Source organism: Thermococcus sp. 4557, from assembly GCF_000221185.1.
In the GTDB taxonomy this organism is placed as follows: Archaea; Methanobacteriota_B; Thermococci; order Thermococcales; family Thermococcaceae; genus Thermococcus.
This window is the reverse complement of sequence record NC_015865.1, coordinates 99,238-120,606: the sequence shown is the minus strand read 5'-3', so window position 1 is coordinate 120,606 and position 21,369 is coordinate 99,238. Positions and strand designations below refer to the sequence as shown.

At 54.8% G+C, this 21,369-nt stretch carries 28 protein-coding genes; 19 read left to right on the top strand and 9 right to left on the bottom strand.

The annotated features are described in order from the left end of the window. Window positions 1–24: 24 nt before the first annotated feature. From GQS_RS00510 to GQS_RS00500, 3 genes are all read left to right on the top strand, one after another. Window positions 25–1,824, top strand: a complete 1,800-nt coding sequence (locus tag GQS_RS00510; protein WP_014011693.1) for a pyruvate/oxaloacetate carboxyltransferase — start codon at window positions 25–27, stop codon at window positions 1,822–1,824. 168 nt (window positions 1,825–1,992) lie between these two features. Next, the gene (locus tag GQS_RS00505) at window positions 1,993–2,769 is read left to right on the top strand and encodes an alpha/beta hydrolase (protein WP_014011692.1); all 777 of its coding nucleotides are present in this window, start codon (window positions 1,993–1,995) and stop codon (window positions 2,767–2,769) included. Between the two features lie 6 nt (window positions 2,770–2,775). Further along, complete coding sequence (locus tag GQS_RS00500) at window positions 2,776–3,576, top strand: hypothetical protein (protein ID WP_014011691.1); 801 nt, start codon at window positions 2,776–2,778, stop codon at window positions 3,574–3,576. Here GQS_RS00500 and GQS_RS00495 read toward each other — a convergent pair. After that, a complete protein-coding gene (locus GQS_RS00495) occupies window positions 3,573–4,592 on the bottom strand; it encodes an adenylosuccinate synthetase (RefSeq protein WP_014011690.1) in 1,020 nt (339 codons plus the stop codon). The genes GQS_RS00500 and GQS_RS00495 overlap by 4 nt on opposite strands. A 132-nt stretch (window positions 4,593–4,724) precedes the next feature. Here GQS_RS00495 and GQS_RS00490 point away from each other — a divergent pair, with 132 nt between their 5' ends. Continuing rightward, window positions 4,725–5,660, top strand: a complete 936-nt coding sequence (locus tag GQS_RS00490; RefSeq protein WP_014011689.1) for an SDR family oxidoreductase — start codon at window positions 4,725–4,727, stop codon at window positions 5,658–5,660. A gap of 22 nt (window positions 5,661–5,682) precedes the next feature. On the opposite strand, the gene GQS_RS00485 is transcribed toward GQS_RS00490, so the two are convergent. Then, complete coding sequence (locus GQS_RS00485; RefSeq protein ID WP_048056492.1) at window positions 5,683–7,353, bottom strand: DUF2341 domain-containing protein; 1,671 nt, start codon at window positions 7,351–7,353, stop codon at window positions 5,683–5,685. 209 nt (window positions 7,354–7,562) lie between these two features. Then, entirely contained in the window at window positions 7,563–8,006 is a 444-nt protein-coding gene (gene pfdA, locus GQS_RS00480) for a prefoldin subunit alpha (protein ID WP_014011687.1), read from the bottom strand. A 110-nt stretch (window positions 8,007–8,116) separates the two neighbouring features. Between pfdA and GQS_RS00475 the strand changes: the two genes are divergently transcribed. Beyond that, window positions 8,117–9,001, top strand: coding sequence for a hypothetical protein (locus GQS_RS00475; RefSeq protein WP_014011686.1), 885 nt, complete (start codon window positions 8,117–8,119; stop codon window positions 8,999–9,001). Here the strand turns inward: GQS_RS00475 and GQS_RS00470 are convergent. Next, a complete protein-coding gene (locus GQS_RS00470; protein WP_014011685.1) occupies window positions 8,979–9,866 on the bottom strand; it encodes a P-loop NTPase in 888 nt (295 codons plus the stop codon). The genes GQS_RS00475 and GQS_RS00470 overlap by 23 nt on opposite strands. Beyond that, window positions 9,866–10,735, bottom strand: a complete 870-nt coding sequence (locus tag GQS_RS00465) for a P-loop NTPase (RefSeq protein WP_014011684.1) — start codon at window positions 10,733–10,735, stop codon at window positions 9,866–9,868. The genes GQS_RS00470 and GQS_RS00465 overlap by 1 nt, the downstream gene beginning before the upstream one ends. A 73-nt stretch (window positions 10,736–10,808) precedes the next feature. Between GQS_RS00465 and GQS_RS00460 the strand changes: the two genes are divergently transcribed. From GQS_RS00460 to GQS_RS00445, 5 genes are all read left to right on the top strand, one after another. Next, window positions 10,809–11,216, top strand: coding sequence for a NifB/NifX family molybdenum-iron cluster-binding protein (locus GQS_RS00460; protein WP_014011683.1), 408 nt, complete (start codon window positions 10,809–10,811; stop codon window positions 11,214–11,216). 3 nt (window positions 11,217–11,219) lie between these two features. Continuing rightward, window positions 11,220–11,480 carry a protein-S-isoprenylcysteine O-methyltransferase gene (locus tag GQS_RS00455; protein ID WP_014011682.1) on the top strand — a complete coding sequence of 87 codons (261 nt, stop codon included), beginning with the start codon at window positions 11,220–11,222 and terminating at the stop codon, window positions 11,478–11,480. An 85-nt stretch (window positions 11,481–11,565) separates the two neighbouring features. Continuing rightward, window positions 11,566–11,730: a hypothetical protein gene (locus GQS_RS10980; RefSeq protein ID WP_014011681.1), complete on the top strand. Its 165-nt coding sequence runs from the start codon at window positions 11,566–11,568 to the stop codon at window positions 11,728–11,730. After that, window positions 11,720–12,901 (top strand): RNA-guided endonuclease TnpB family protein, encoded by a 1,182-nt coding sequence (locus tag GQS_RS00450; RefSeq protein WP_014011680.1) that lies wholly within the window; start codon window positions 11,720–11,722, stop codon window positions 12,899–12,901. The genes GQS_RS10980 and GQS_RS00450 overlap by 11 nt, the downstream gene beginning before the upstream one ends. Window positions 12,902–13,038: 137 nt before the next feature. After that, entirely contained in the window at window positions 13,039–13,572 is a 534-nt protein-coding gene (locus GQS_RS00445; protein WP_014011679.1) for a DUF2250 domain-containing protein, read from the top strand. Here the strand turns inward: GQS_RS00445 and GQS_RS00440 are convergent. Further along, window positions 13,569–14,231 (bottom strand): MBL fold metallo-hydrolase, encoded by a 663-nt coding sequence (locus tag GQS_RS00440; protein WP_014011678.1) that lies wholly within the window; start codon window positions 14,229–14,231, stop codon window positions 13,569–13,571. The genes GQS_RS00445 and GQS_RS00440 overlap by 4 nt on opposite strands. A gap of 90 nt (window positions 14,232–14,321) precedes the next feature. Here GQS_RS00440 and tsaA point away from each other — a divergent pair, with 90 nt between their 5' ends. Then, on the top strand, window positions 14,322–14,807 hold the full coding sequence (gene tsaA / locus GQS_RS00435) for a tRNA (N6-threonylcarbamoyladenosine(37)-N6)-methyltransferase TrmO (protein WP_014011677.1): 486 nt from the start codon (window positions 14,322–14,324) through the stop codon (window positions 14,805–14,807). Between the two features lie 97 nt (window positions 14,808–14,904). Continuing rightward, window positions 14,905–15,351: a CGGC domain-containing protein gene (locus GQS_RS00430; protein WP_048056491.1), complete on the top strand. Its 447-nt coding sequence runs from the start codon at window positions 14,905–14,907 to the stop codon at window positions 15,349–15,351. A 35-nt stretch (window positions 15,352–15,386) separates the two neighbouring features. Here the strand turns inward: GQS_RS00430 and GQS_RS00425 are convergent, their stop codons facing one another. After that, window positions 15,387–16,196, bottom strand: coding sequence for a hypothetical protein (locus GQS_RS00425; protein ID WP_014011675.1), 810 nt, complete (start codon window positions 16,194–16,196; stop codon window positions 15,387–15,389). Window positions 16,197–16,308: 112 nt separating this feature from the next. Here GQS_RS00425 and GQS_RS00420 point away from each other — a divergent pair, with 112 nt between their 5' ends. From GQS_RS00420 to GQS_RS00395, 6 genes are all read left to right on the top strand, one after another. Further along, window positions 16,309–16,923 carry a NifB/NifX family molybdenum-iron cluster-binding protein gene (locus tag GQS_RS00420; RefSeq protein WP_014011674.1) on the top strand — a complete coding sequence of 205 codons (615 nt, stop codon included), beginning with the start codon at window positions 16,309–16,311 and terminating at the stop codon, window positions 16,921–16,923. A 56-nt stretch (window positions 16,924–16,979) separates the two neighbouring features. Then, a complete protein-coding gene (locus GQS_RS00415; RefSeq protein WP_014011673.1) occupies window positions 16,980–17,201 on the top strand; it encodes a hypothetical protein in 222 nt (73 codons plus the stop codon). A gap of 55 nt (window positions 17,202–17,256) precedes the next feature. Next, window positions 17,257–17,757: a NifB/NifX family molybdenum-iron cluster-binding protein gene (locus GQS_RS00410; protein ID WP_014011672.1), complete on the top strand. Its 501-nt coding sequence runs from the start codon at window positions 17,257–17,259 to the stop codon at window positions 17,755–17,757. 118 nt (window positions 17,758–17,875) lie between these two features. Beyond that, on the top strand, window positions 17,876–18,064 hold the full coding sequence (locus GQS_RS00405; protein ID WP_014011671.1) for a hypothetical protein: 189 nt from the start codon (window positions 17,876–17,878) through the stop codon (window positions 18,062–18,064). 61 nt (window positions 18,065–18,125) lie between these two features. Then, a complete protein-coding gene (locus GQS_RS00400; RefSeq protein WP_048056600.1) occupies window positions 18,126–19,094 on the top strand; it encodes a hypothetical protein in 969 nt (322 codons plus the stop codon). Window positions 19,095–19,219: 125 nt separating this feature from the next. Continuing rightward, window positions 19,220–19,789 (top strand): DUF998 domain-containing protein, encoded by a 570-nt coding sequence (locus tag GQS_RS00395; RefSeq protein WP_014011669.1) that lies wholly within the window; start codon window positions 19,220–19,222, stop codon window positions 19,787–19,789. A 5-nt stretch (window positions 19,790–19,794) separates the two neighbouring features. Here the strand turns inward: GQS_RS00395 and GQS_RS00390 are convergent, their stop codons facing one another. Further along, the gene (locus tag GQS_RS00390; RefSeq protein ID WP_014011668.1) at window positions 19,795–20,217 is read right to left on the bottom strand and encodes a PPC domain-containing DNA-binding protein; all 423 of its coding nucleotides are present in this window, start codon (window positions 20,215–20,217) and stop codon (window positions 19,795–19,797) included. Between the two features lie 57 nt (window positions 20,218–20,274). On the opposite strand from GQS_RS00390, the gene GQS_RS00385 reads away from it, so the two are divergent. Further along, a complete protein-coding gene (locus GQS_RS00385; RefSeq protein WP_014011667.1) occupies window positions 20,275–20,847 on the top strand; it encodes a hypothetical protein in 573 nt (190 codons plus the stop codon). Here GQS_RS00385 and GQS_RS00380 read toward each other — a convergent pair. Further along, window positions 20,844–21,275 carry a chromate resistance protein ChrB domain-containing protein gene (locus GQS_RS00380; protein ID WP_014011666.1) on the bottom strand — a complete coding sequence of 144 codons (432 nt, stop codon included), beginning with the start codon at window positions 21,273–21,275 and terminating at the stop codon, window positions 20,844–20,846. The two genes, GQS_RS00385 and GQS_RS00380, sit on opposite strands and share 4 nt — an antisense overlap. Window positions 21,276–21,369: the final 94 nt, after the last annotated feature.

Below are 21,369 nucleotides of genomic sequence, written 5' to 3'. Positions count from 1 at the left end.
GTAGCCCAGGATGGAGGTGAGGGCATGAGCAGGGTTGAGATAATAGACACAACGTTTAGGGACGCTCACCAGTCCCTTATAGCCACACGGCTCACGACCGAGGACATGCTCGCGGTAGCGGAGAAGATGGATAAAATAGGCTTCTACTCCATGGAGGTCTGGGGAGGGGCCACCTTCGACGTCTGCATCCGCTACCTCCGCGAGGATCCGTGGGAGAGGCTGAGGCTCCTCAGAGAGCAGGTAAGGAAGACGAAGCTTCAGATGCTCCTCCGCGGGCAGAACGTCGTCGGCTACCGCCACTACCCCGACGACGTGGTTGAAAGGTTCGTTGAACTGGCCCACAGGAACGGGATAGACATTTTCAGAATATTCGATGCCCTAAACGACGTCAGGAACATGGAGGTGGCGATACGGAAGGCGAAGGAAATCGGTGCCGAGGTTCAGGGTGCGATAGCCTACACAACAGGCAAAGTGTTCACGCTCGAGTACTACCTGGGAAAGGTCGAAGAGCTCCTAGCGCTCGATGTTGATGTGATAACCATCAAGGACATGGCGGCCCTGCTGACGCCGCGGAAGGCCTACGAGCTGGTGAGCGAGATAAAGGAGCGCTACGGCGTCCCAGTCAACGTTCACACGCACTCCACAACGGGAATGGCGGTCGCGACCTACCTCAAGGCCGTCGAGGCCGGGGCGGACTACATAGACACTGCCATAAGTCCGCTCGCCTTCGGAACGGCCCAGCCGGGAATACAAACAATATGGCACGCCTTACCGGAGGCCGTTGGGAGCCACCTCGACAGGGAGCTCATCCACGAGGTCTCACGCTACCTCAAGCGGCTCCTCGACGAGAAGTACTCGGGGATGCTGCACAAGGAGGCCCTCATGGTGAACCCATACGTTCTGAAGTACCAGGTTCCAGGCGGGATGTACTCCAACCTCATAAGCCAGTTGAAGGAGATGAAAGCCCTCGACCGGCTCCAGGAGGTTCTGGAGGAGATTCCGCGCGTCAGGGAAGACCTTGGATGGCCGCCGCTGGTGACGCCGACCAGTCAGATAGTCGGGACGCAGGCGGTTCTCAACGTCCTCTTTGGAAGGTACGAGAGGATAACCGAGGAGGTTAAGAACTACATCAGGGGCCTCTACGGCAGACCGCCAGCGGAGGTGAACCCGGAGCTGAGGAAGCGCGTCCTCGGCAACGAGGAACCGATAACCGTGAGGCACGGGGAACTGCTCGAACCTGCCCTCGAAACCTGCCGAAAGGAGCTGGAGGGCCTTGGCTACCTTGAGAAAGAAGAAGACGTCCTCACATACTGCCTCTTCCCGCAGATAGCCAGGGAGTTCTTCGAGAGGAGAAAGGCCGGAAAGAAGGGGCCAGAGATACCTGCGAGCGCCCAGAGGTTCAAGATCTACGTTAACGGCGTCGAGTTCGAGGTTGGAATCGAGGGCGTCGACCTGAGTGCCCTCAGGTACCTGCCTCAGATAGCAGGAGCTTCAGCTCCCACCGGCACTCCAAAAACGGCGGCTGTTGCTCCCGCACCTGCGCCCGTTGCTGCTCCTGCTCCGGCTCCGGTTGCTTCTGCCGCTCCAGCATCTACTCCAGCCCTGGCTGGGGAGGGTGTTGTGACGGCCCCAATGCCGGGCAAGATCCTCAGGATACTCGTGAAGAAGGGTGAGCAGGTTAAGACGGGTCAAGGACTCCTCGTGCTCGAAGCAATGAAAATGGAGAACGAAATCCCCGCACCAAAAGACGGAGTAGTCAAGAAAATCCTCATCAAAGAAGGCGACACCGTCGACACCGGACAAACACTAATAGAACTCGAGTAAACGGCCCCCTCTCTTTCACCTCGCCAATAAAAGGCTCAGGGGAAGCCCACTTATCATGAACTTTTTTACATTTTTCTTTTGAAAGCTTTGCACTTTGGGCAGAGAGGAGGTCAGCTTCGGGGAAAACGTTAAATCCTCTTCCATCCATTTTCAAGGGCGGTGGACGTTATGGACATTTATAAAGTCAGCTTCGGTGAACCAAAACTCGGCTGGGTCGTTCTCGTCCACGGCCTTGGTGAGCACAGCGGGAGGTACGGGAGACTAATCAGAGAGCTCAACGATGCCGGCTTTGGGGTCTACACCTTCGACTGGCCCGGTCACGGGAAGAGCCCCGGCAAGAGGGGACATACGAGCGTTGAAGAGGCGATGGAGATAATAGACGGCATCATAGATGAAATTGGCGAAAAGCCATTCCTCTTCGGCCACAGCCTCGGCGGACTGACCGTGATCAGGTACGCCGAGACGAGGCCCGAAAGGATACGTGGCGTGGTGGCGTCCTCACCGGCACTCGCCAAAAGCCCCGAAACGCCCAAGTTTATGGTGGCCCTCGCGAAGTTCCTCGGGAAAATCGCCCCGGGGATTGTTCTTTCCAACGGGCTGAAGCCGGAGCTGCTTTCCAGGAACCCCGAGGCGGTGAAGCGCTACGTCGAAGACCCCCTCGTCCACGACAGGATTTCCGCAAGGCTCGGCAGGAGCATCTTCGAGAACATGGAACTGGCCCACAGGGATGCTGGAAGGATAAAGGTTCCCGTGCTGCTGGTCGTCGGCACGGCGGACGTGATAACACCTCCCGAGGGGGCGAGGAGGCTTCTGGAGGAGCTGACAGTTAAGGACAAGGCAATCAGGGAATTCGAAGGGGCCTACCACGAGATATTCGAAGATCCCGAATGGGCGGATGAACTCCACAGGACAGTGGTTGAGTGGATGACCGGGCACACAGGGTGAATTCCTATGATCTTTGATACATTTCAGGATTTTATGGAGCGCTGGGATGGGAGTCCTGAAAGCTGGGTAACATACATCAGTAACTACCCTGAGCTTTTTGAAAAAATTAAGGAGGATTACGCGAGATACGGGGCGAGCTGGAGAGATTATCTGAGCCTGCTGGACAAGAGAAAGCCGGAGGAGTTCCCCAAAGCATACGAAAGCCTCATGAGAGCGCTGCCAAAACTCACCGCCGACGTCGAGAGGCTGTTCAGAATCACCCCGGACGAGTACAACATCGTCATATACGTCGGCCTTGAGAACGGGGCCGGATGGGTGACGGAATTCAAAGGAAAGCCCTCACTTCTTTTTGGCCTGGAAGCAATAGCCGAGCTTGGATGGTACGATGGAATCTCTGGATTGATTGCACACGAATTCGGACATCTTGTGCACTGGCTCATGAGGAACGAGAACCTGGAAAAGCTCGAAGAAGATTCCATTATGGGGCTGTATACTGAGGGATTCGCCCAGAGGGTGGAGGACATTGTAACCGGGAGGCCGTGGCACCTCGAATACGATGGATGGTTCGAATGGTGCACGAGAAACGAGCGGCGCATTAAGGAGGAGTTCTCAAGAAGGGTCCGGGAAAACGAACCCCTGAACCCGTTCTTTGGCTCGTGGTACGAGCTCTTTGGAATGAAGTTTACCGGCTACTATCTTGGCTACAGGTTCATCAGATGGCTTGAAGAGACGCTCTCCTTTGAAGAGATAGCAAAACTGAAGAAAGAAAGGGTCAGGGGCATGATTCTGGAGTTCCTCGAGGGCTAGATGTTTTCCCTTCTGTCTATTATGTGCTCCAGCTCGGGTCCGGTCTTTATGAGTCCGACAGGGACGCCGACGCGCTCCTCGATTTCCTCAACGAACTCCCTGGCCCTTCTCGGCAGTTTCTCGTAGTCCGTGACGCCGAAGGCGTTCTTATCGTACTTGTCGAGCATTGTGAGGGCAAGCATCGTTGCCCCGTTGAGCCTCGCGGAGTAGCGGGCGAACTCGAAGTCGAACCAGCCGACCCTCCTTCTCCTTCCGGTCACCGTCCCGTACTCGACGAGGCCCATCTTCTCTGCCTCCTCCTGGCTCATCTCGGTCGGGAACGGCCCCTCCCCAACCCTCGTCGGGAAGCTCTTGAACACGACTATGACGTCATCAACCCTCGTCGGGCCTATTCCCACGTCGCTCGCTATGGCCGAAGCGGTCGTGTCCTTCGAGGTGACGTAGGGGTAGGTTCCGTAGTAGAGGCTCAGTCCAAAGCCCTGCGTTCCCTCGACGAGAACCAGCTTCCCATCATCCAGGGCGTCGTTCACTTCCGCGGCGACATCCGTCAGGTAGGGCTCAAGCTCGGGGACTTCCTTTGTAAGCCTCGCCCTTCTCATGACCCGGTCGGCATTAGCTGGCCCGCAGCCGCTTCCGGTGGTCCCTATCTTGTCGTGGAGGTGGCTGTTGCTCCTGTCGAGCTTCTTGTGCTCGTCCTCGATTATGGAACAGCGGTAGTCGATGCCCACCCTCTCGCCGACGTTGAAGTCCCTGAGGTGCTCAAGCTCGTGGAAGAACACTCCAGGATCAACCAGAACGCCCGCACCCACGAGAAGCCGGGCCTTTCTCTGGATGAACGCCGTTGGAAGCTGCCTGACCGCGTACTTCTTGCCGTTGATAAAAACGCTGTGGCCCGCGTTCGTTCCAACGCCGCCGCGCGCTATGACCTCAGGCTCGTCCTTCAGGGCAAGGTAAGCGATAACTGAGCCCTTGCCCTCGTCTCCCCATTGACCGCCAACAACGATGTAGCTCGGCATGGCTCCTTACCCAGGTTTAAGTCAATAGGGGGCTTATAACGGTTTCGAATTTAACAAAAGAGTGTCAAAACACTCCACCCGGGCCCCACAAAAGGTTAAAACCCGTGGCAAACACTACCTGTGGGGGTAGCTATGAGGAACAAGCTGGTAGTCGTCACTGGAGGGGCCGGTTTCATCGGCTCCCACATCGCCTGGGAGCTTGTCAAGGACAACGATGTTGTGATAATAGACAACCTCTACACCGGGAAGGAGGAGAACGTGCCCCCGGGCGCGAAGCTCGTGAAGGCAGACATCCGGGATTACAGCGCCGTTGCGGAACTTATAAGCCACGCGGACTACGTCTTCCACGAGGCGGCGCAGGTGAGCGTCGTCGAGAGCGTCAGAGACCCGGTTTTCACAGAGGAGGTCAACGTCATCGGCACCCTGAACATTTTAAAGGCCCTCCTGAATGGGCACGGGAAGCTGATTTTCGCGTCCTCCGCGGCGGTTTACGGGGACAACCCGAACCTGCCCCTGAGGGAGGTTGAGAGGCCGCGGCCGCTCTCACCGTACGGCGTGACTAAGGCGACCGCTGAGGAGTACCTGCGGGTCTTCAACGAGCTCTACGGGGTTCCAACCGTCGCGCTGCGCTACTTCAACGTCTTTGGTCCGAGGCAGAGCGCCAACCAGTACGCGGGAGTTATAAGCATCTTCATCAACCGCGCCCTGAAGAACGAGCCGCTCGTCATCTACGGGGACGGCAAGCAGACGAGGGACTTCATATACGTCAAAGACGTCGTTAGGGCGAACATACTCGCCGCCGAGAGCCGGAGGAGCAACGGAAAGGTTTTCAACGTTGCAACCGGAAAGCAGACGACCATCCTGGAGCTGGCGATGAAGATAATCGAGATAACAGGTGCCAACAGCTCAATACTCTTCGACAGGCCCAGACCGGGAGACATAAGGCACAGCCTAGCGGATATAAGCGAGATCAGGAGCCTTGGCTTCGAGCCGGAGTGGAGCCTGGAGGACGGGCTGAAGAAAACTGTGGAGTGGTATCGGGCTATGAGCCACCTCGCTGAGGGCTAGATTTGTAATTCTTGCAAGTTCTCTAATTCTTTGCATAAACCTCAGAATTCCCGGATCCTGTAATGTTATTCATGTTTTGGAACTGGGGGACAGTCTGTCTCTTAGAGCCGAGTCCATAACCAGACAGTACTGCCTGACCAGCTTTCCCCACGGGGGCTATTGCCGGAGCGGTCGTAGAAGCCACGGCAGTCCCAGTTGCCGACGCTGCCGCAGGCTCTGGAATAAATGTAAGGTGATAGTACCACCTTCCTATATCGTAAGTAGGTTCGGGATTTACGTACTTTCTGACGAAGAGAAACTCTACCTCTGTCGGACCACCACTCCATTGACCAATTCCAACGCGTCCCTCAGAGGTTATCGAAACAGGGTACGAGCTTGTATCCTGAACTCCCATTGGGATTCCCGTAGAAGGGCTTGAAGAGAGAACCCATCCATTACCTGACTGGTATGTGACGAACACAGTCTGAGAAAAGTCAAGAGTGTTTGCGTAAACAGTGGCGTTTAATATCTCCCAAATGCCCATCACGTACTGCGGAGTACTTTGCTGGTAGCTCCAAGATAAAGAGGACAACGATGAATAAACATTAAAATTGACCGCTCCATCTTCCTGAGATAACGGTATGACGCCAAACAAGTATCGCGTTCCGATACCCTCACCCCATCCATCTCCACCAGAGTCTACATAGGGCACGATAAATGGACCCAGAGAATATGTATTTATGCCTCTTTTATTATATGATGTTCCATCATCCCACCCAAGATTCACAAGCATTTCAACCGCGTATGGGGTTGGGAAGCTTTGTTTTGTCCACACCCAGTCCCCGCCATCAAGAACAAGCCTGCCATTGGATACTGCTGGGGACCCTCTGATTTCCCAATTGGCCAAATTGTTGAAGTCATCATAAAAGAGAAAAACCTTGTTGGGATCCAGATAGCTCGAACAGGAATTTCCTGTCCCGAGGTAATTGACGAATATAGTCTCATCAGAGTCAGGTGCGATGGTAGTTACATTAACCCAGAATACCGCCCAAGAGTAGGTGTTGCCGTCAGAGTTAACAAAAGTGCCCTGAAATTCTTTCCAGTAATACAGACAATGGCCGGTTGAGTTTGTAAAGTAAAGAGAGTCCCAGGGAAAAGAAGGGGACGATGCAACCAGCAAAATCCTAACTGGATAATGATTAAGATACACAGCGCTCCCATGAATTGTTATGGGATTAGAGTAACTACCATCGTAGGTCCCAAGTCCAAGTTTTTGAATACTTACAAAGATCGGCCCAGAAGAGTCCAGATTGTATTCGGAGGACAAAATTATGACCTCGGTTTTTGTTGGGTCTACACCTGAGATATCCGTCGAGGATACACTCACATTAAATGCAACCCCACCAGGAATGCCACCTGGCCCTACAGTGAGGGACCCGTTTGAGACCATATTCCCTGAGGAGTCCCTAAGATCAACATAAACCATCGTACCCTCTGAAAGACTGCCGCCCAATATAAGCTCTACATTAGTGACCGTATTCCCAGATGTCCATATAGTGTACCTTCCATCGTTAACAGGACTCACTAGATAGTTTGAGCCCGCCCCAATCTCCTGGGCACTGATGTTAATCCTAGGCACGGCTAGCCCAAAAGTTCCCAGAATCAGCAGCAGTGCAAACGCCACGGCAAGGAATTTTATCCTCACTCTATTCATATCCCTTGTGAATAGTGCTGAGAGACATTTAAACGTATCCGAAACAAAGGCACCAAAACACCCAATTTTACGAAACAAACGTGAGTAAACACGCTTTTCTCAGAACACTAGGTTCCGGTTCCCAGCGGCAATCCGAACAGCGTCCGCGGACCCACCAACGAAGAATGACAGACGAGATAAAATCGAAAGAGAACGTCCTGGGAAGTGCCTCACTTCTTCACGCTGAAGCCCATGGCTTGCCTCTGCTGAAGCTCCTGCGCCTTCTGGGCGAGCTCTCCCAGCTGACCCTCCAGCTTTTTGAGAGCCTCCTGGGTCTTGGCTATTGCCTCATCGTACTCCTTTATGCGCGCGTCCAGATAAGTTATTGCGTCGTCAAGGTTCTTCTCGATGGCGTAGCCGGCGCCGACGCTGACTATCGCGTTCTCCTTGTCGTCTATGTGCGCCTTCAGGAAGGAGCCGGCTCCAATGGGCACCAGTATCTCCGGCTTCTCCTCCTCGACCTTCTTGAGTTCCTCCAGCGTCTCCTTCACAGCCTGGAACTCGTTCCTTCCAAGGGTGAGCAGTTCGAGGTTCTGGGCCAGGAGCTGAGCCTGGGCCTGAAGGAGCTGGTACTCGTAAGCGAGCCTTTCAAGCTGCTCGTTCATCTCGGCCATTTCACACCACCGGGGAGACTACGCGGGGGAGGCTTTTAAGGTTTGGGTCCAAATTACCAAAGAAACGAAAAAGTTATTTAATCCAACACCAAAGAAAAAGCGGTGGTGGAATGAACCTGGGAAGAATCCTTCTCGCCGCAATGATTCTCGTGGCGGTAATCGGAACCGCGTACTCCATAAGTGAATATCTAAGCGAGAATGAAGACTGCAAATTGGTGATATCAGAGCCGCCCAAGGTCAACTACCATGCCAGCTACCAGATCTGCCCGTACGTACAAAACGGCACGGGGAGGGGCTACGCTAGAAAGGTTTACAGCCCGAGGAGCCTGGGCAACGTTCTCGTGGAGGCCTTCAACGACTCCCTCGACCCCAACTATCCCCTCGCCGTCGTGAAGTATTTGGCTGGGAGGGGGAAGCTCAGGGCTTACTCGGAGTACTTTTACATGGAGTTCAACGAGAACGGCAGTCTTGAGTCCAGCGTCCGCTCCGAGTGGGTTCCAACGAAAAGTCCCGACGACCGCTTTATTGTCTATCCTCCCAGGGACATGTTCCTCGACAACGATACCTTCGACTTCCTCGGAGGGTGGGTTTACTCTGAGATGGACGGCAAGGGGGTTCTCGTGGTTTACTACCTCGCCAACCCCGAAACCATCGAAGGGATCAGTGACGCCACCGTAATCTACCCACCCTCCTGGAGCATCGAAACTTCCACCTCTACCCTCCTCTGGCAGTGCTGGCCAGAAAACGGAACGATAATGACCTGCAACGAAACTGACGAGATCTCCAAGTACTTCTCCTTCCCCAAAGCATACGGTGGCTTGGACTCCGCGGGCTTCAACGTTACCCGGCCGTACGGAGCTTTTGCACTGGTCTTCAACACGACCTACGGGGAAGAAGATAGACCTCCGCTGTGCGTCAGGTTCGAGCTGGAAACAATATGGGGAGAAAGGGAAGCCCCGATGAACTGCGAGGTCAGCGGAGTATCTCTTCCCTGACCCTCTCGGCTATCTCCCTCATCGCATCGGCCGCCTTCGAGTCGGGGAAGGCCTCGACGAAGGGTTTGAGCATGCTCATGCTCCTCGGGATGGCCCTGTCGTAGGGTATCTCGCCGAGTATCGGGATTCCCTCGGCCTCGGCCCACTCCCTCAGAGCCATGAAGCCCGGGTTGAAGTCGGCCTTGTTGATGATGAGGTAAGCCGGCTGCCTGAAGTGCTGGACTACCTTGTAGGCCCTCTGCACGTCGCTGAGGGAAGCAGGGGTAGGCTCCGCCACGAGTATCGTCAGATCAGCCCCGCCTATGCTCGCTATAACCTGACAGCCGATTCCTGCGGCGCTGTCAACCACCATGTGCTTCAGGCCAAGCTCCCCCATGAGCTTCTTCGCCCACTCCTTCTCCTCGGTGACGAGTTTTCCGCTGTTGGGCCTGCCAACGTCGAGCTGGGCCGAAATCAGCGGGAATCCGTAGCGGGTAGTGGTCTTCCTGACGACTCCGGAGCGGACTTCCTCCAGCGTTATCGTTCCCGGAACAGGACAGACGAGGCCGCAGACGTTGCAGCCCTCACAGGTCAGCTCGCTGACAACGTAGTCGCCGTCTATGACCTTGATACAGTCGTAAGGGCAGCGCTCCTGGCAGATACCGCACCTTATGCAGCTCTCCGTGTTTATCCTCGCCACCTTCGCCCCTACCAGCTCCCTCTCCTCCTCCCAGTGCTCCACGCCGAGGAGCAGGTCGAGGTTCGGCGCGTCAGCGTCAGCGTCAACGGCAACGAACCGGTACTCGTCCTTCAGCAGGTAGAGGAGCGAGGCCGTGACGGTACTCTTTCCAACGCCTCCCTTGCCGCTCGCTATGACCAGCTGCATCACTCACCACCTCCGAGGAACTCAACGACCCTGGAAGCAATCTCCCTGAAGAGCCCCGCCTCGGGATAATCCGTCAGGACTATGGGCTTCCCCTCAACGTAGCTCCTTATGATGTTCTCGCTGTACGGAATCTCCGCGATTACCTCCGCACCGTACTTCTCGGCGATCTCGCGCACCTTGGCCACGTCGCCGAGGTCCGAGCGGTTCACAACGACCATCGCGGGAACCTCCATCAGCTTCGCAAGTTTTAGAATCAGCTCGCCGTCGTGAATTCCGAGGGGAGTTGGCTCGGTGACGGCTATGATGAGCCTCGAGTCCTCAAGGGCCTTCGAGACGGTGTTGCTCGTTCCCGCGGCGGTGTCAACCATCAAAAGCTCCTTCTCAAGCCCCTGGGCGCGCTTCTTGGCCCTGGAAACTATCGGCATCGCCCTCTCCTCGCCCTCAAGGAGCCTTCCCGTGACGAGCGGGAAGCCGTAGGGGGTCTCAGTGAGGTAGGTGTGCCCCATCAGCTTCTTGCCCGGCAGAATCGCCCCCGGAACCGGGCAGACTATCTCACAGGCGGCGCAGCCGGAGCAGAGGTTCGGCATCAGGAAGGGCGTCCCATCGCGCATGGTTATTATCGCATGCTCCTCACAGACCTCCGCGCACTTCCTGCAGCGGGTGCACTTCTGATAGTCGAAGCGCGGCATGAACAGTTCAACCGGCTCCTCATTGGCCAGCTCTACGCCGAGGAGCAGGTGGTCGTTGGGAGCCTCAACGTCGAGATCCGCCAGGACAAGGTCGTAGTGCTCCCTGAGCGCTATCGCCAGGTTAATCGCGATCGTGGACTTTCCGGTGCCACCTTTTCCACCACTCACCGCTATCTGCAAGCTCTCACCTCCAGGAATTAGGCTAACCTAAAAGCTTTTAAGCTTTGTGCATACGCTCAAAACGGTGATGCTCATGAGGTGCCTGAAGGTCGCGTTTGGAATGGAGAACGACGAGACGCTCATAGATGCCCACTACGGGGATTCAGAGTTCTTCGCGATATACGAGATCTGCGAGGACGGGAGCGTTAAGCTCCTCGAAAAGAGGCACAACAAGGCCAAGGACTTCGAGGAAGAGGATGACGGCCACGGTGACCCCAGAAAGTTCAAGGCCGTCGTGAGCCAGCTCCTCGACGTTGACGTCCTGGCGGCCTTCAGAATGGGGCCGAACTTCCTGAGAATCCGCGACAAGACCAACAAGGTGGCCTTCTTCACGAGGACGAGGGACTTAAACCTCGCCCTGCAGAGGTTCATCGAGAACTTCGATGACCTCTACAGCCAAGTTCAGGCGAAGAAGGCCGAAAAGCCCCCGATAGAGGAGTGAGCGATGGGGTTCCTTGGGATAGTTCCCAAGGTTTCCCTTTTCACGGTTCCCTACGCGGTTTTGGCATTCTACCTAAATTCGAGGCTCAACTTCTCTTTTCCTAGGTTTTCGGCCTTGGGGGTTGCCCTTCTCACAGCCGGCATGGTCTTCTGGCTCCTCTGCTACCGGCAGATTTCGAAGGCCTACCGAAGGGGTGAGCTGCTCACAACGGGCTGCTACTCCAGAGTCCGCCACCCTATCTATTCAATCTGGGCTGTTTCTTAGTTGGTAACTTTCGTAACTTTTGCTGGTTTTTGTTAGCACAAGGTTTAAATACTCCAACTTAGTATTTCTTTGATGGTGGTTAATAATGCCTAAGGCTACTTTCGTCATCAGTGAAGAAACCCTCCAAGAGTTCAAAAAACTCGCTAAAAAACGCTACGGGGACAAGCGGGGAGTCTTAAGCGTTGCAATTGAAGAGGCAATCAAGGATTGGATTAAGAAAACAAAAAAGGAGCTGGAAAATGCCGAATGAAACAATCAAACTCACCGCTAAATTCAAACTCAAGGGAACACCCGACGGATTAGATGACCTTTTCTCCACTTATCGAGAAATCGTGAACTTTCTCATCACTTACGCTTTTGAGAACAACATCACCAGCTTTTACCGGTTGAAAAAAGAGACCTACAAGAGCCTTCGCAAGGAGTATCCAGAACTCCCAAGTCACTACCTTTACACGGCTTGTCAAATGGCGACTGCAATCTTCAAAAGCTTTAGGAAGCGGAAAAAGAAGGGTAAAACGAGGGGGAGGCCAGTTTTCAAGAAAGAAGTCATAATGCTCGACGACCACCTGTTCAAACTCGACTTGGAGAATAAAATCATAAAGCTCTCCACTCCGAACGGGAGGATTCAACTGGAATTTTATCCGGCTAAATACCACGAGAAGTTCAAGGACTGGAAGGTTGGGCAGGCGTGGTTGGTTAGAACGCCGAAGGGCATCTTCCTCAACGTTGTTTTTTCGAGAGAAGTTGAAATTAGCGAGCCTAATGCCTTTGTTGGTGTGGATTTGAATGAGAACAACGTAACGCTTTCCCTTCCTAACGGCGAGTTCCTCCAAATCATCACTCACGAGCGAGAGATTAGGACGGGTTACTTCGTGAAGAGGCGGAAAATACAGCAGAAAATCCAAGCTGGAAAGAAGAGGAAAGAACTTCTCGAAAAATACGGTGAGAGGGAAAAGAACAGGCTTAATGACCTTTATCATAAGCTCGCCAATAAAATCGTTGAGGTGGCGGAGAAATACGGCGGAATCGCCCTCGAAGATTTAACGGAAATTAGGGAGTCAATCAGGTATTCGGCTGAGATGAATGGGAGACTTCACAGGTGGAGTTTTCGGAAGCTTCAGAGCATTATCGAATACAAGGCGAAATTAAAGGGTGTTAAGGTTGTTTTCGTGAATCCGGCTTTTACTTCTTCCCTGTGCCCGATATGTGGGGAGAAATTGAGCCCGAATGGGCACAGGGTTTTGAAGTGTTCGAATTGTGGTTTTGAGGCTAACCGTGATGTGGTTGGCTCTTGGAATGTTCGTTTGAGAGCCTTGAAGATGTGGGGAGTTACCGTTCCCCCCGAAAGCCCCACAATGAAGACGGGAGTGGGGAAGGTTAGCCGTAACGACGTTTACGAACTTTACACAAGTTACGGCTAACCAGAACGGCTTTCTTATAGTGCCAGGCTTCTCGCTCGCCATCGGCGGCTTTATGCTCGGCCTGCCTTTGGTTTACTGGCTCGCAGTGGTGAGGTTTATAGGGGAAGAAGAGAAGGCCTTGGAGGAGAGGTTCGGCGATGAATTGCGAGAATACACGAAAAGAACGGGCAGATTCCTACCGAGGATTCCAGCTCCTCCCTGTTCATCTCTACGTCCTTGCCCACCTGAAAAGGGCGGGCGTTGATTACGCGAAGATGATGGGGAAGATGAGCGGCCTTCCGCTTGAACTCATAACGGATGCAATCGAGGACCTCCTTGAAATCGGCCTGATAGAACGCGACCCGGGGAGCGCGGTAAAGCGAAGCAAAGCACGCTTCAAGAAGGCCTTTGAGGTGCATAAGCACCACACCTACTACCGCCTCTCCAGGGAGGGCGAACTCTTCGTCCGTTCGATTGATAAGAAGTGGGTGGAGAAGTATTTTAACGCGCTCCTCCCAAACGGGTGGAAGGTCGCCAGGGCACTCGCCGAAAGCAGGGACCTAAATGAAGCAGGCAGAAAGGTAAGCATTGACGGTGAGACCCTCGAAGAGCTGAGGGTTCTCCGCTTCGTGACGGAAAAGGGCAGAAAGACGGAGTTCTTCAAGCGACTGTGGGGGTTCCTCGGGGTTTAAAGCTCGATGACGCTCCCCGTTCTCACTCCCACGAACTTCTCGGGATATTTTTCACGCACGTAGGCCTTTGCCCCTTCCCCCGAGCAGTGGGCAGGGGCTATTAGCTCGGTCAGCTTCGCCAATCTATCAAGAGTCCTAACCGAAGGATAATGAAAACCACCGATTACGAGATAGGCTTTCTCATACCCAGAGACCTCAAGGACTGCCATAGTAAGCCTGTCAACGCCGGGATGAGAACAGCCAACGATGACGACGAGGCCGGAGGGCGTCTCCACCCCAACCGCCTGCTCAAACCCACTTAATGGTCCCGAAGTCCAAACTCCGACTTCGATCGCACCGGCCTTCGTGACCTCTCTAACCTGAAATCCCCATTGTCTCGCCATCGTCCCGTTTCTCGGCGGAGTATAGAGAGGAATTCCCGGATTCAGCTCACCGACGAGGGAGAGGCCCCCGTAGTGGTCGTAGTGCCAGTGGCTGAGAACGGCGAAGTCGAGGCCCTTTAGGGAAACGCCGAGAACTTCAGCGTTGTGGAGCAGTATTCCTCCCTTCGTGTCGGCATCGAAGAGGAAGCGGGTTCTTCCCTCCACAAGGAGGCTCCAGCCCCAGTCGTTGAGGAAGCCCTTCGAAGAGGCGTTGTCGTTAAGGACGAGGAGGCGCATACCCTTCCCCCTTGTTTACACCCTCAATGCAACGTATCGCTGGAAGGGTTTTAAACTTCTCCCGCCAAACACACGTGGGGGAAGAAAGTGATGGAAGTAACCTACCGCTTCATCGGAGTCATCCACAGCCCATTCAAGGAGCCGAAGGGCGTTCCAATACAGCCCTCGGCGGCCAGAGGAGTTAAAGGGACCGTTGAGGTCTTTCCTGAATACTCGCCAGGACTGAAGGACATCGAAGGGTTTTCGCACATCATACTAATCTACCACTTCCACCTTGCGGAGCCAGGAAAGCTCCTCGTCAGGCCGTACATGGATGATGAGGAGCACGGAGTCTTCGCCACCCGTGCACCGGCCAGACCGAACCCAATAGGCATTTCGATAGTGAGACTCATCGGCGTTGAGGGAAACGTGCTCCACATCGAAGACGTTGACATCGTTGACGGAACACCGCTGCTCGACATAAAGCCGTATGTGCCGGAGTTTGACATTAGAACCGTCGAGAGGACGGGCTGGCTGGAGCGAAACGTTCACAAGCTCCCAGAGGCCAGGGACGACGGCAGGTTCGTGAAGGGATAGCACCGTTATCCTCTTGATTCACAGCTGAACAAAGGACATCGTACAAAAGCTTTAAGCCAACTTTTTTGTTAAGATATCTGTCTGAACATTTAGGGAGATGCCGAAAATGGTAAAGATTGGAATTATAATTTGCGACCGCTACCGCACCTGCGCGGGCGGTAAGTGCTTCAGGGCGCTGAGGGAACGTGAGGGAGCCTTCAGCATATACCGGGATCAAGAAGTCGAGGTTGTAGGATACACCACCTGCGGGGGTTGCCCCGGAGGGAACATTGAATACGCCCCGGCGGAAATGAAAAAGAACGGTGCCGAGGTGATACACCTCGCGACGGGCTTTCTGGTGGGCTATCCTCCCTGTCCCTGGATAGAGCACTTCAAGCGGTTCATAGAGGAGAAATACGGCCTCAAGGTCGTCCTTGGAACCCATCCCATTCCGCAGAAATACTACACGACCCACAAAGCTTTGGGCACGTGGGACTCGCCCGACTGGGAGGAAAAACTGAAGTACGTCATCTGCGATGAAGAAACGAGAAAGAAATACGACTAATGGCTGAATCAACTCCCCAAGCCAACGCTAAGACCTCACGGCCGCACAAAGGTCAGCTTTACGGCTTCGCCCTCCTCAAACCTGCCCACGAGCTTGAAGAGGGGATTGTTGCAGTAAACCCCAACCCCCCTTATTTCCTTTCCATTGGCCAGCACCCTAAAGTTCGCGTCAAAAATCGAGACGCCGTTTGATAATCTCTCCCCAACCGAAAGCCCCAGGCCAAAGAGCTCTACGCCCTCTTTCTCGCCAAAGAGTGCCCCGTAGCGGTAGTGCGGGAGACCACCCTCAATGGGAAACCCTTCGGATGTTAAGGGCGTCAGGGAACGTCCTCCGGTTTTCAAGGGCCGTGCCCAGCAATAGTTTTCCGTGCATTCCACGACCTCAAGCTCATCCCCCCTCAGAGAGGGCACCAGCTCAAGGAGAATGGGACTCATTAGAAACGCCCCGCGCGCCCGGTAGGCGTCGTGGCACGGCCTGAGCTCAAAGTGTGCGTGCCTGTCGCTCCAGGGACTGAAGAAGCCCGAGACCACCATTTCTCCCAGGGGGTCACCGAGAGTAAGGTGTTCTCCCTCCACCACCTTTGGTTTTACGTGGAGCACCTTGAGACAGAAGCCATCAACCTTCACAATCGTGAGGTAATCCTCCCGCACGGGCACGTAGCCCGGTGTCCTGACCCTCCTGGTAGCCACCACCCTGCCCTCTTCAAATGGAAAGAGCGCCTCGTCGGGAAAATACACGTCAACGGCAGTCCCGAGCCTGTGGGCTGGATAGGGGCTATTGTAGAAGCTCCACCACGAGCGCTTAGGCACATTGAAGGAGAATCCCTTGACGGTGGCTACCTTCATAGGACTCCCTTTTGAAGCAGGGTATATGAACCTTGCCCAGAATTAGGGCAACCGAAAACTTTAAATGCTGTGCATATGCACAAAATAATAGAATGAAAGTGAGGTGGTTGAGATGAGAATCGCGATACCCACCAATGGAGGGGGACTCGAGGACACCGTTGCCCAGGTCTTTGCCAGGGCACCCGCGTTCCTCATAGCGGACGTTGACGAGAACGGCAACGTCACCAACAGCAGGGTCATCCAGAACGGTGCCGCCATGGCCGGCGGCGGAGCCGGGCCGATGGCAGTCCAGACCCTCATCAACGAGGGCGTCGAAGCGGTGATAGCACCGCAGGTCGGCCCCAACGCCCTTGGAGCCATACAGGCCGCGGGGATAAGGCTCTACCAGGTCGCACCTGGAACCCCGGTTGAGGAGGCCATAAAGGCGGTCACCAGCGGAAGCGTTGGCCAGTTCACGGCCCCAGTGCCGCCTGCCCCGGCGACATCGACAGCGCCGGCCCCCGCCTACGGCCCGTACCCAGCCACACCTGCCTACCCGGCCTACCCCGCTTACGGCTACGGCTGGGGAAGAGGCTGGGGCCGCGGTGGCGGCTGGGGAAGAGGCAGAGGCCTCGGCCGTGGATGGGGCAGAGGAGGAAGAGGCTGGGGAGCCAGACTCGGCTACTGCCCCTGGACCGGCCAGCCCAGCAGGAGAACCTGGCGCGCGAGGTTCTTTGGCTGGTGGTGAACCCTCTCTTTTTACATTATGAGCACAAGCTTTGAGAACGTATCGGAGGAAGGAGAATGCCAAGGGGAATGGGAAGGGGATACGGCAGGTCAGGGTACGGATTTTATCCATTCGGCGGAGCATACGACCTAATCGACCTGCTATTCCTAGTAGGGATCCTGTATTTCCTGTTTAAGCTCTTCGTTGTGGCGTTTCCATACGCTCTGGGCCTAGTGGCACTCCTAATCCTCGGGTCGTTTCTGAGGCCCCGTTTCTGGGGATGGGGGAGGCCGTTTTGAGCGTATGCAAACTTTTTTAAGTTCGGTTTTCCTAATTCTCCCGGAGGTGATGTGAATGAGGATCATAGTCTCAACCGTAAACGGAGGACTCGAAGACCGGGTGAACCCGGCATTCGGAAGAACTCCCACTTTCACGATAGTTGACGTTGAGAACGGAGGAATAACCAGCGCCCAGGTCGTTCAGAACCCAGGCTACAGCCAGCCGAGGGGAGCCGGAGTTACAGCGGCGCAGTTCTGTATAGACCAGGGAGCCAACGTTGTCATTGCGGGAAGCTTCGGACCCAACTCCTCTGGAGTACTCCAGGCCGCCGGCATAAGGATGGTCTCGGCTCCTGCCGCTATGACCGTCAGAGAAGCGGTCGAAGCCTTCCTGAGGGGCGAGCTCACCCAGGCCGTTTTCGGCCCCGAGGGCGGTGGAGTCGGACCCGGCGGGGGCTACGGCGGAGGAATGGGAAGAGGTATGGGACGCGGCATGGGAAGAGGCAGAGGCATGGGGCGTGGAATGGGCGGCGGCCGCGGCAGAGGCGGCGGATACGGCCGCGGTGGCGGTTGGTGAACCTGAGTCCCTTCTTCCAACATTTTTTGTGAGCACACTCCCGCCAAGAGTTAAGGTTCTACCCTACTGCCAGCGAAATGTTAAAATATTCTAAAGCGGAGAAAACAACGGTGAGTCTATGCACGGTCCGTTCCCAGACCAAGTCACCATCAAGAGGTCCGACCCCCTTGCCCGCGAAAGGACCGAAAGGTTCCGGCGCGAAAGGGGAGAACCCCGGGAGTACTCGGGCATAGAAACCGCCGTGGTCATAATACTCGCAGTACTGGCCCTGGGGTTTGTGGCTTTCATCCTGAAAAATTATCTGTAAGTGGAGTACGGCCATGCGCCCGATAAACACCCTTATGAAACACACAACGGGCGAGCGGGGAATGCGGAGGTACTTCTTCTGGCTTCTCCTCGCCTCGCTGTCAGTCTTCTTTGCCGAGGTGACGGTGGCTTCATACCTCTATCCGTACTTCACTCCCTGGGGAATAATCTCCCTCCTTCCCCTCTACGGCCTCCACACATTGGTTCTCGCGGGAATCGTCTACCGCTTTGGGAAGCCTCGGTTCGAGACCCTCTACCTCGCAGGGATACTCTTCGGCCTCTACGAGGCGTACATAACCAAAGTGGTGTGGAACCCGGAGTGGGACTCCTTCCTCAAGATTGGCGGCGTCGGAATCTTCGAGGTTCTCGTCGTGGTGCTCTTCTGGCACCCGTTCATGTCGTTCATAATCCCAGTTGGAGTCGCGGAGCTCCTGACTTCGGGGAGGAAGATTCTCCCAGATATCGTGCTTAGACATCCGCACATTACCGCCGCACTCCTCGGCATCGTCGAATCCTCAAACGCCCCTACTCCGCTCCATTCGTTCCTCTCCACGTTCTCCTCCTCGGCGTTCCTGATCGTACTAATCTACCTGTGGTTGGAGCGTTTTAAAGGCAAACGTCATGACATGAAGGGGCTCCTTCCAACGTCAAAGGAGCTAAAACCCCTGTTAATCGTTCTCTTGGCATACTACATCATCTTCGGCTCCCTGCTGAGAAGGGAAGCCCTCCCTGAGGTCTCCGCCCAGGTTCCAATCTGGCTTCTCTATGCTGCCACATTTTTCCTGCTGTACCGCGCCCTAAAGAAGTCCCGAGAGCATGGAGAGGTCGAGATCATGGAATACAGGCCCGGGATTAGAAGGCTCATTGAACTTGCGGGGGTTTTCGTAATCTCTGCAACGATATTTACCTCAATCAAAACGTTCGTGCTGCCGGAGCTCGGCGTTGCGGTCATCATGGCTCTCTGGGCCTTTGCGAGCGTTATCGCGGTCGTGAGTCTTGGGAGGAGCGCTAGGTGGGCGTTTACCCAGTAACGCCGCGGGAGGTTTTTATAGGATGCCGCCGAGAATAATGCCGAGGTGATTTAGTGGCAGTCTTCCTGCTGGAGAAGGAGAAGTACGTCCAGCACTGCCGGGTCTTCTACGAGGGGTGACTGTGAATGAAAAAGAGCCAGCTGTGGGCCGGCATTCTTTCTCCTCCCATTGCTCTCGGCGGGATAGGGGTGGCAATCATCATAAACCGCTCCTGGTGGCGGCTCACGGACAACGCGATAAGCGACCTGGGAAAAGTCGGCCTTCCGTACAGCTGGGTAATGAACGTCCCGCTGTTCATATCCGCGGTTCTTGCCATCTATTACGCAGTGGGTCTTTTCAAGGAGATTACAAATCCCGTCTCCAAGCTTGGGATCGGTGTTTTCATCATTGGGCTGGCTTTCCTGGCGGGAATAGCGGTCTTTCCGGAAGGAACCGAACCGCACTACCACGTCAGCTGGGGGTTCTTTCTGGCCGGGAGCGTCGGATTCCTGATAGCCGGAGCCAGCCTCTGGCTCGAAGGTCGGGGAAGATTCGGAGCCTTCACCGTTCTGCTCTTTACCGCAGAAGTTCTCCTCGCGAGGTGGGCGTTTAAGACCTTCAGCGGCGTCGCCATTGCCGAGTTCACCGGAATCTTCGCCATGATAATCTGGCACTACGCGCTGCTGTGGGAGAAATTCTTCGCCGAAAAGAGTTAGAGAGCTTAAAGGCTGATCTCGTCCCACAGCGCCAATCCATTCTCCTGCGGCGTTCTCTCAAGCAGCTCGCCGAGGAGTTCCTGCATGAAAACCTCGGCCACGAAAACCTCTCCTTCAACAAGATGACCGCCGTAGAGCATGCCGTCGGAGTCGCCCAAGGCAACGTGGATGTGGGCGAACGGCTCACCGTCCTTGACACTTATGTTGCCTGCGAGGGAGACCAGCTCATAGGTACCGGTCAGCTCGGTGACCTTGTACTCCCCCGCAGCCTCATCGAAGTAACCTATCTTCGGGTTCCTCAAACTCCCGATGGCGCTGACCGTCCCGATCAGGACGTTGTTCTTCTTTGCAAATTCGTTTATGAACTTCAGGAGCTCCTCCCCCTCGGGAACCTTGAACAGGAAATTTCTGCCCCTCGAGAACCTCACGGTACCCACCTCAAAGCTAATAAGTCTCCCTGGATTTAACGGTTTTGGGTGAAAGAAATGGAGACCAAAGGAGCGATAATGCGCATCTTCCCCGAGATTCCTGAATTCGGCGAGGTTGCCTTCTCCCAGTACTCAACACCCTACGCGGCGGTGCTGGAGGCCTTCCTCGAGAGCGGGAAAACCGGTTTAAGGGAATTCGAGGAGTTCGTTGAGGAAAACGGCGGAACGAAGGCCGATGTTGGAAAGTTCCTCATCTCAATATTCCAGTACCTCCTCATCAGATACCGCCGCTACGGGGACGAAAAGGTCGAAGTGCCGGCGTTTAAGGTCTTCCTGACCCTCAAGGGCTGGCTCAACGAAAACGGCTTCGAGAACGATTACAGACGGCTCCTGCATTCGTTCGTCGGCTACCTCGTGGATATAGCGGAGAAAATTGTGGAAAAATCCGACTGCGAGCTGGGTCCAGCATACATGAAAACCGCCTACCTGCTAACGATCGAAGCGGAAGAAACCTTCGAGGAGGAGTATTTCAGCGAACTCAAGAAGAAGGCTGGAGAGATACTCACAAAGGTCTACAAAAACTGTGGAATCGAGGAGGTACCCCCTGAAAAAAGGGAGAGGGGCTGCTAAGCCTTTCCTTCCTCAATCTGCTTCTTAAAGTAGGCGTACATGGCATCGTAGAGGTAAAACTCCTTCTCGAGGGTTTCATAGTCGTCCTTACATATCATCCTGTACCCTCTCGCGAGTATATCGAGGGCAACCGCCAAGGGCTGAGGGTTCTCGACGTGAGTATCGGCCTCCCGAACTATCTCGGCAATCTTCAGAACTGCGGGGTCGGTTATGTTGTACTTTTCAACGAAAGCGTCGAAGGAGCATTTTCCGTCGTGATGACCAAGCTCAACCCCCTTAAAATCAAAGGGTATTCCCTCAGTGATTGTTGCGGGGTCAGTATCGCGGGGCACGAAGATAAACTCCGCCTCGGGGTCGATAAAACGCTTTATAAGCCAGGGGCACGCCACGCGATCAACGTGGACGTGTTCACGGGTCACCCACTTCATAAAATCGCCTCGAAGAAAAGTTGACGTCTTTCTATTTACGGGTTTCCTCTCTGCCCGGTTTCAAAATAGAGACAAAGGCAAAAAGGACGTTAAG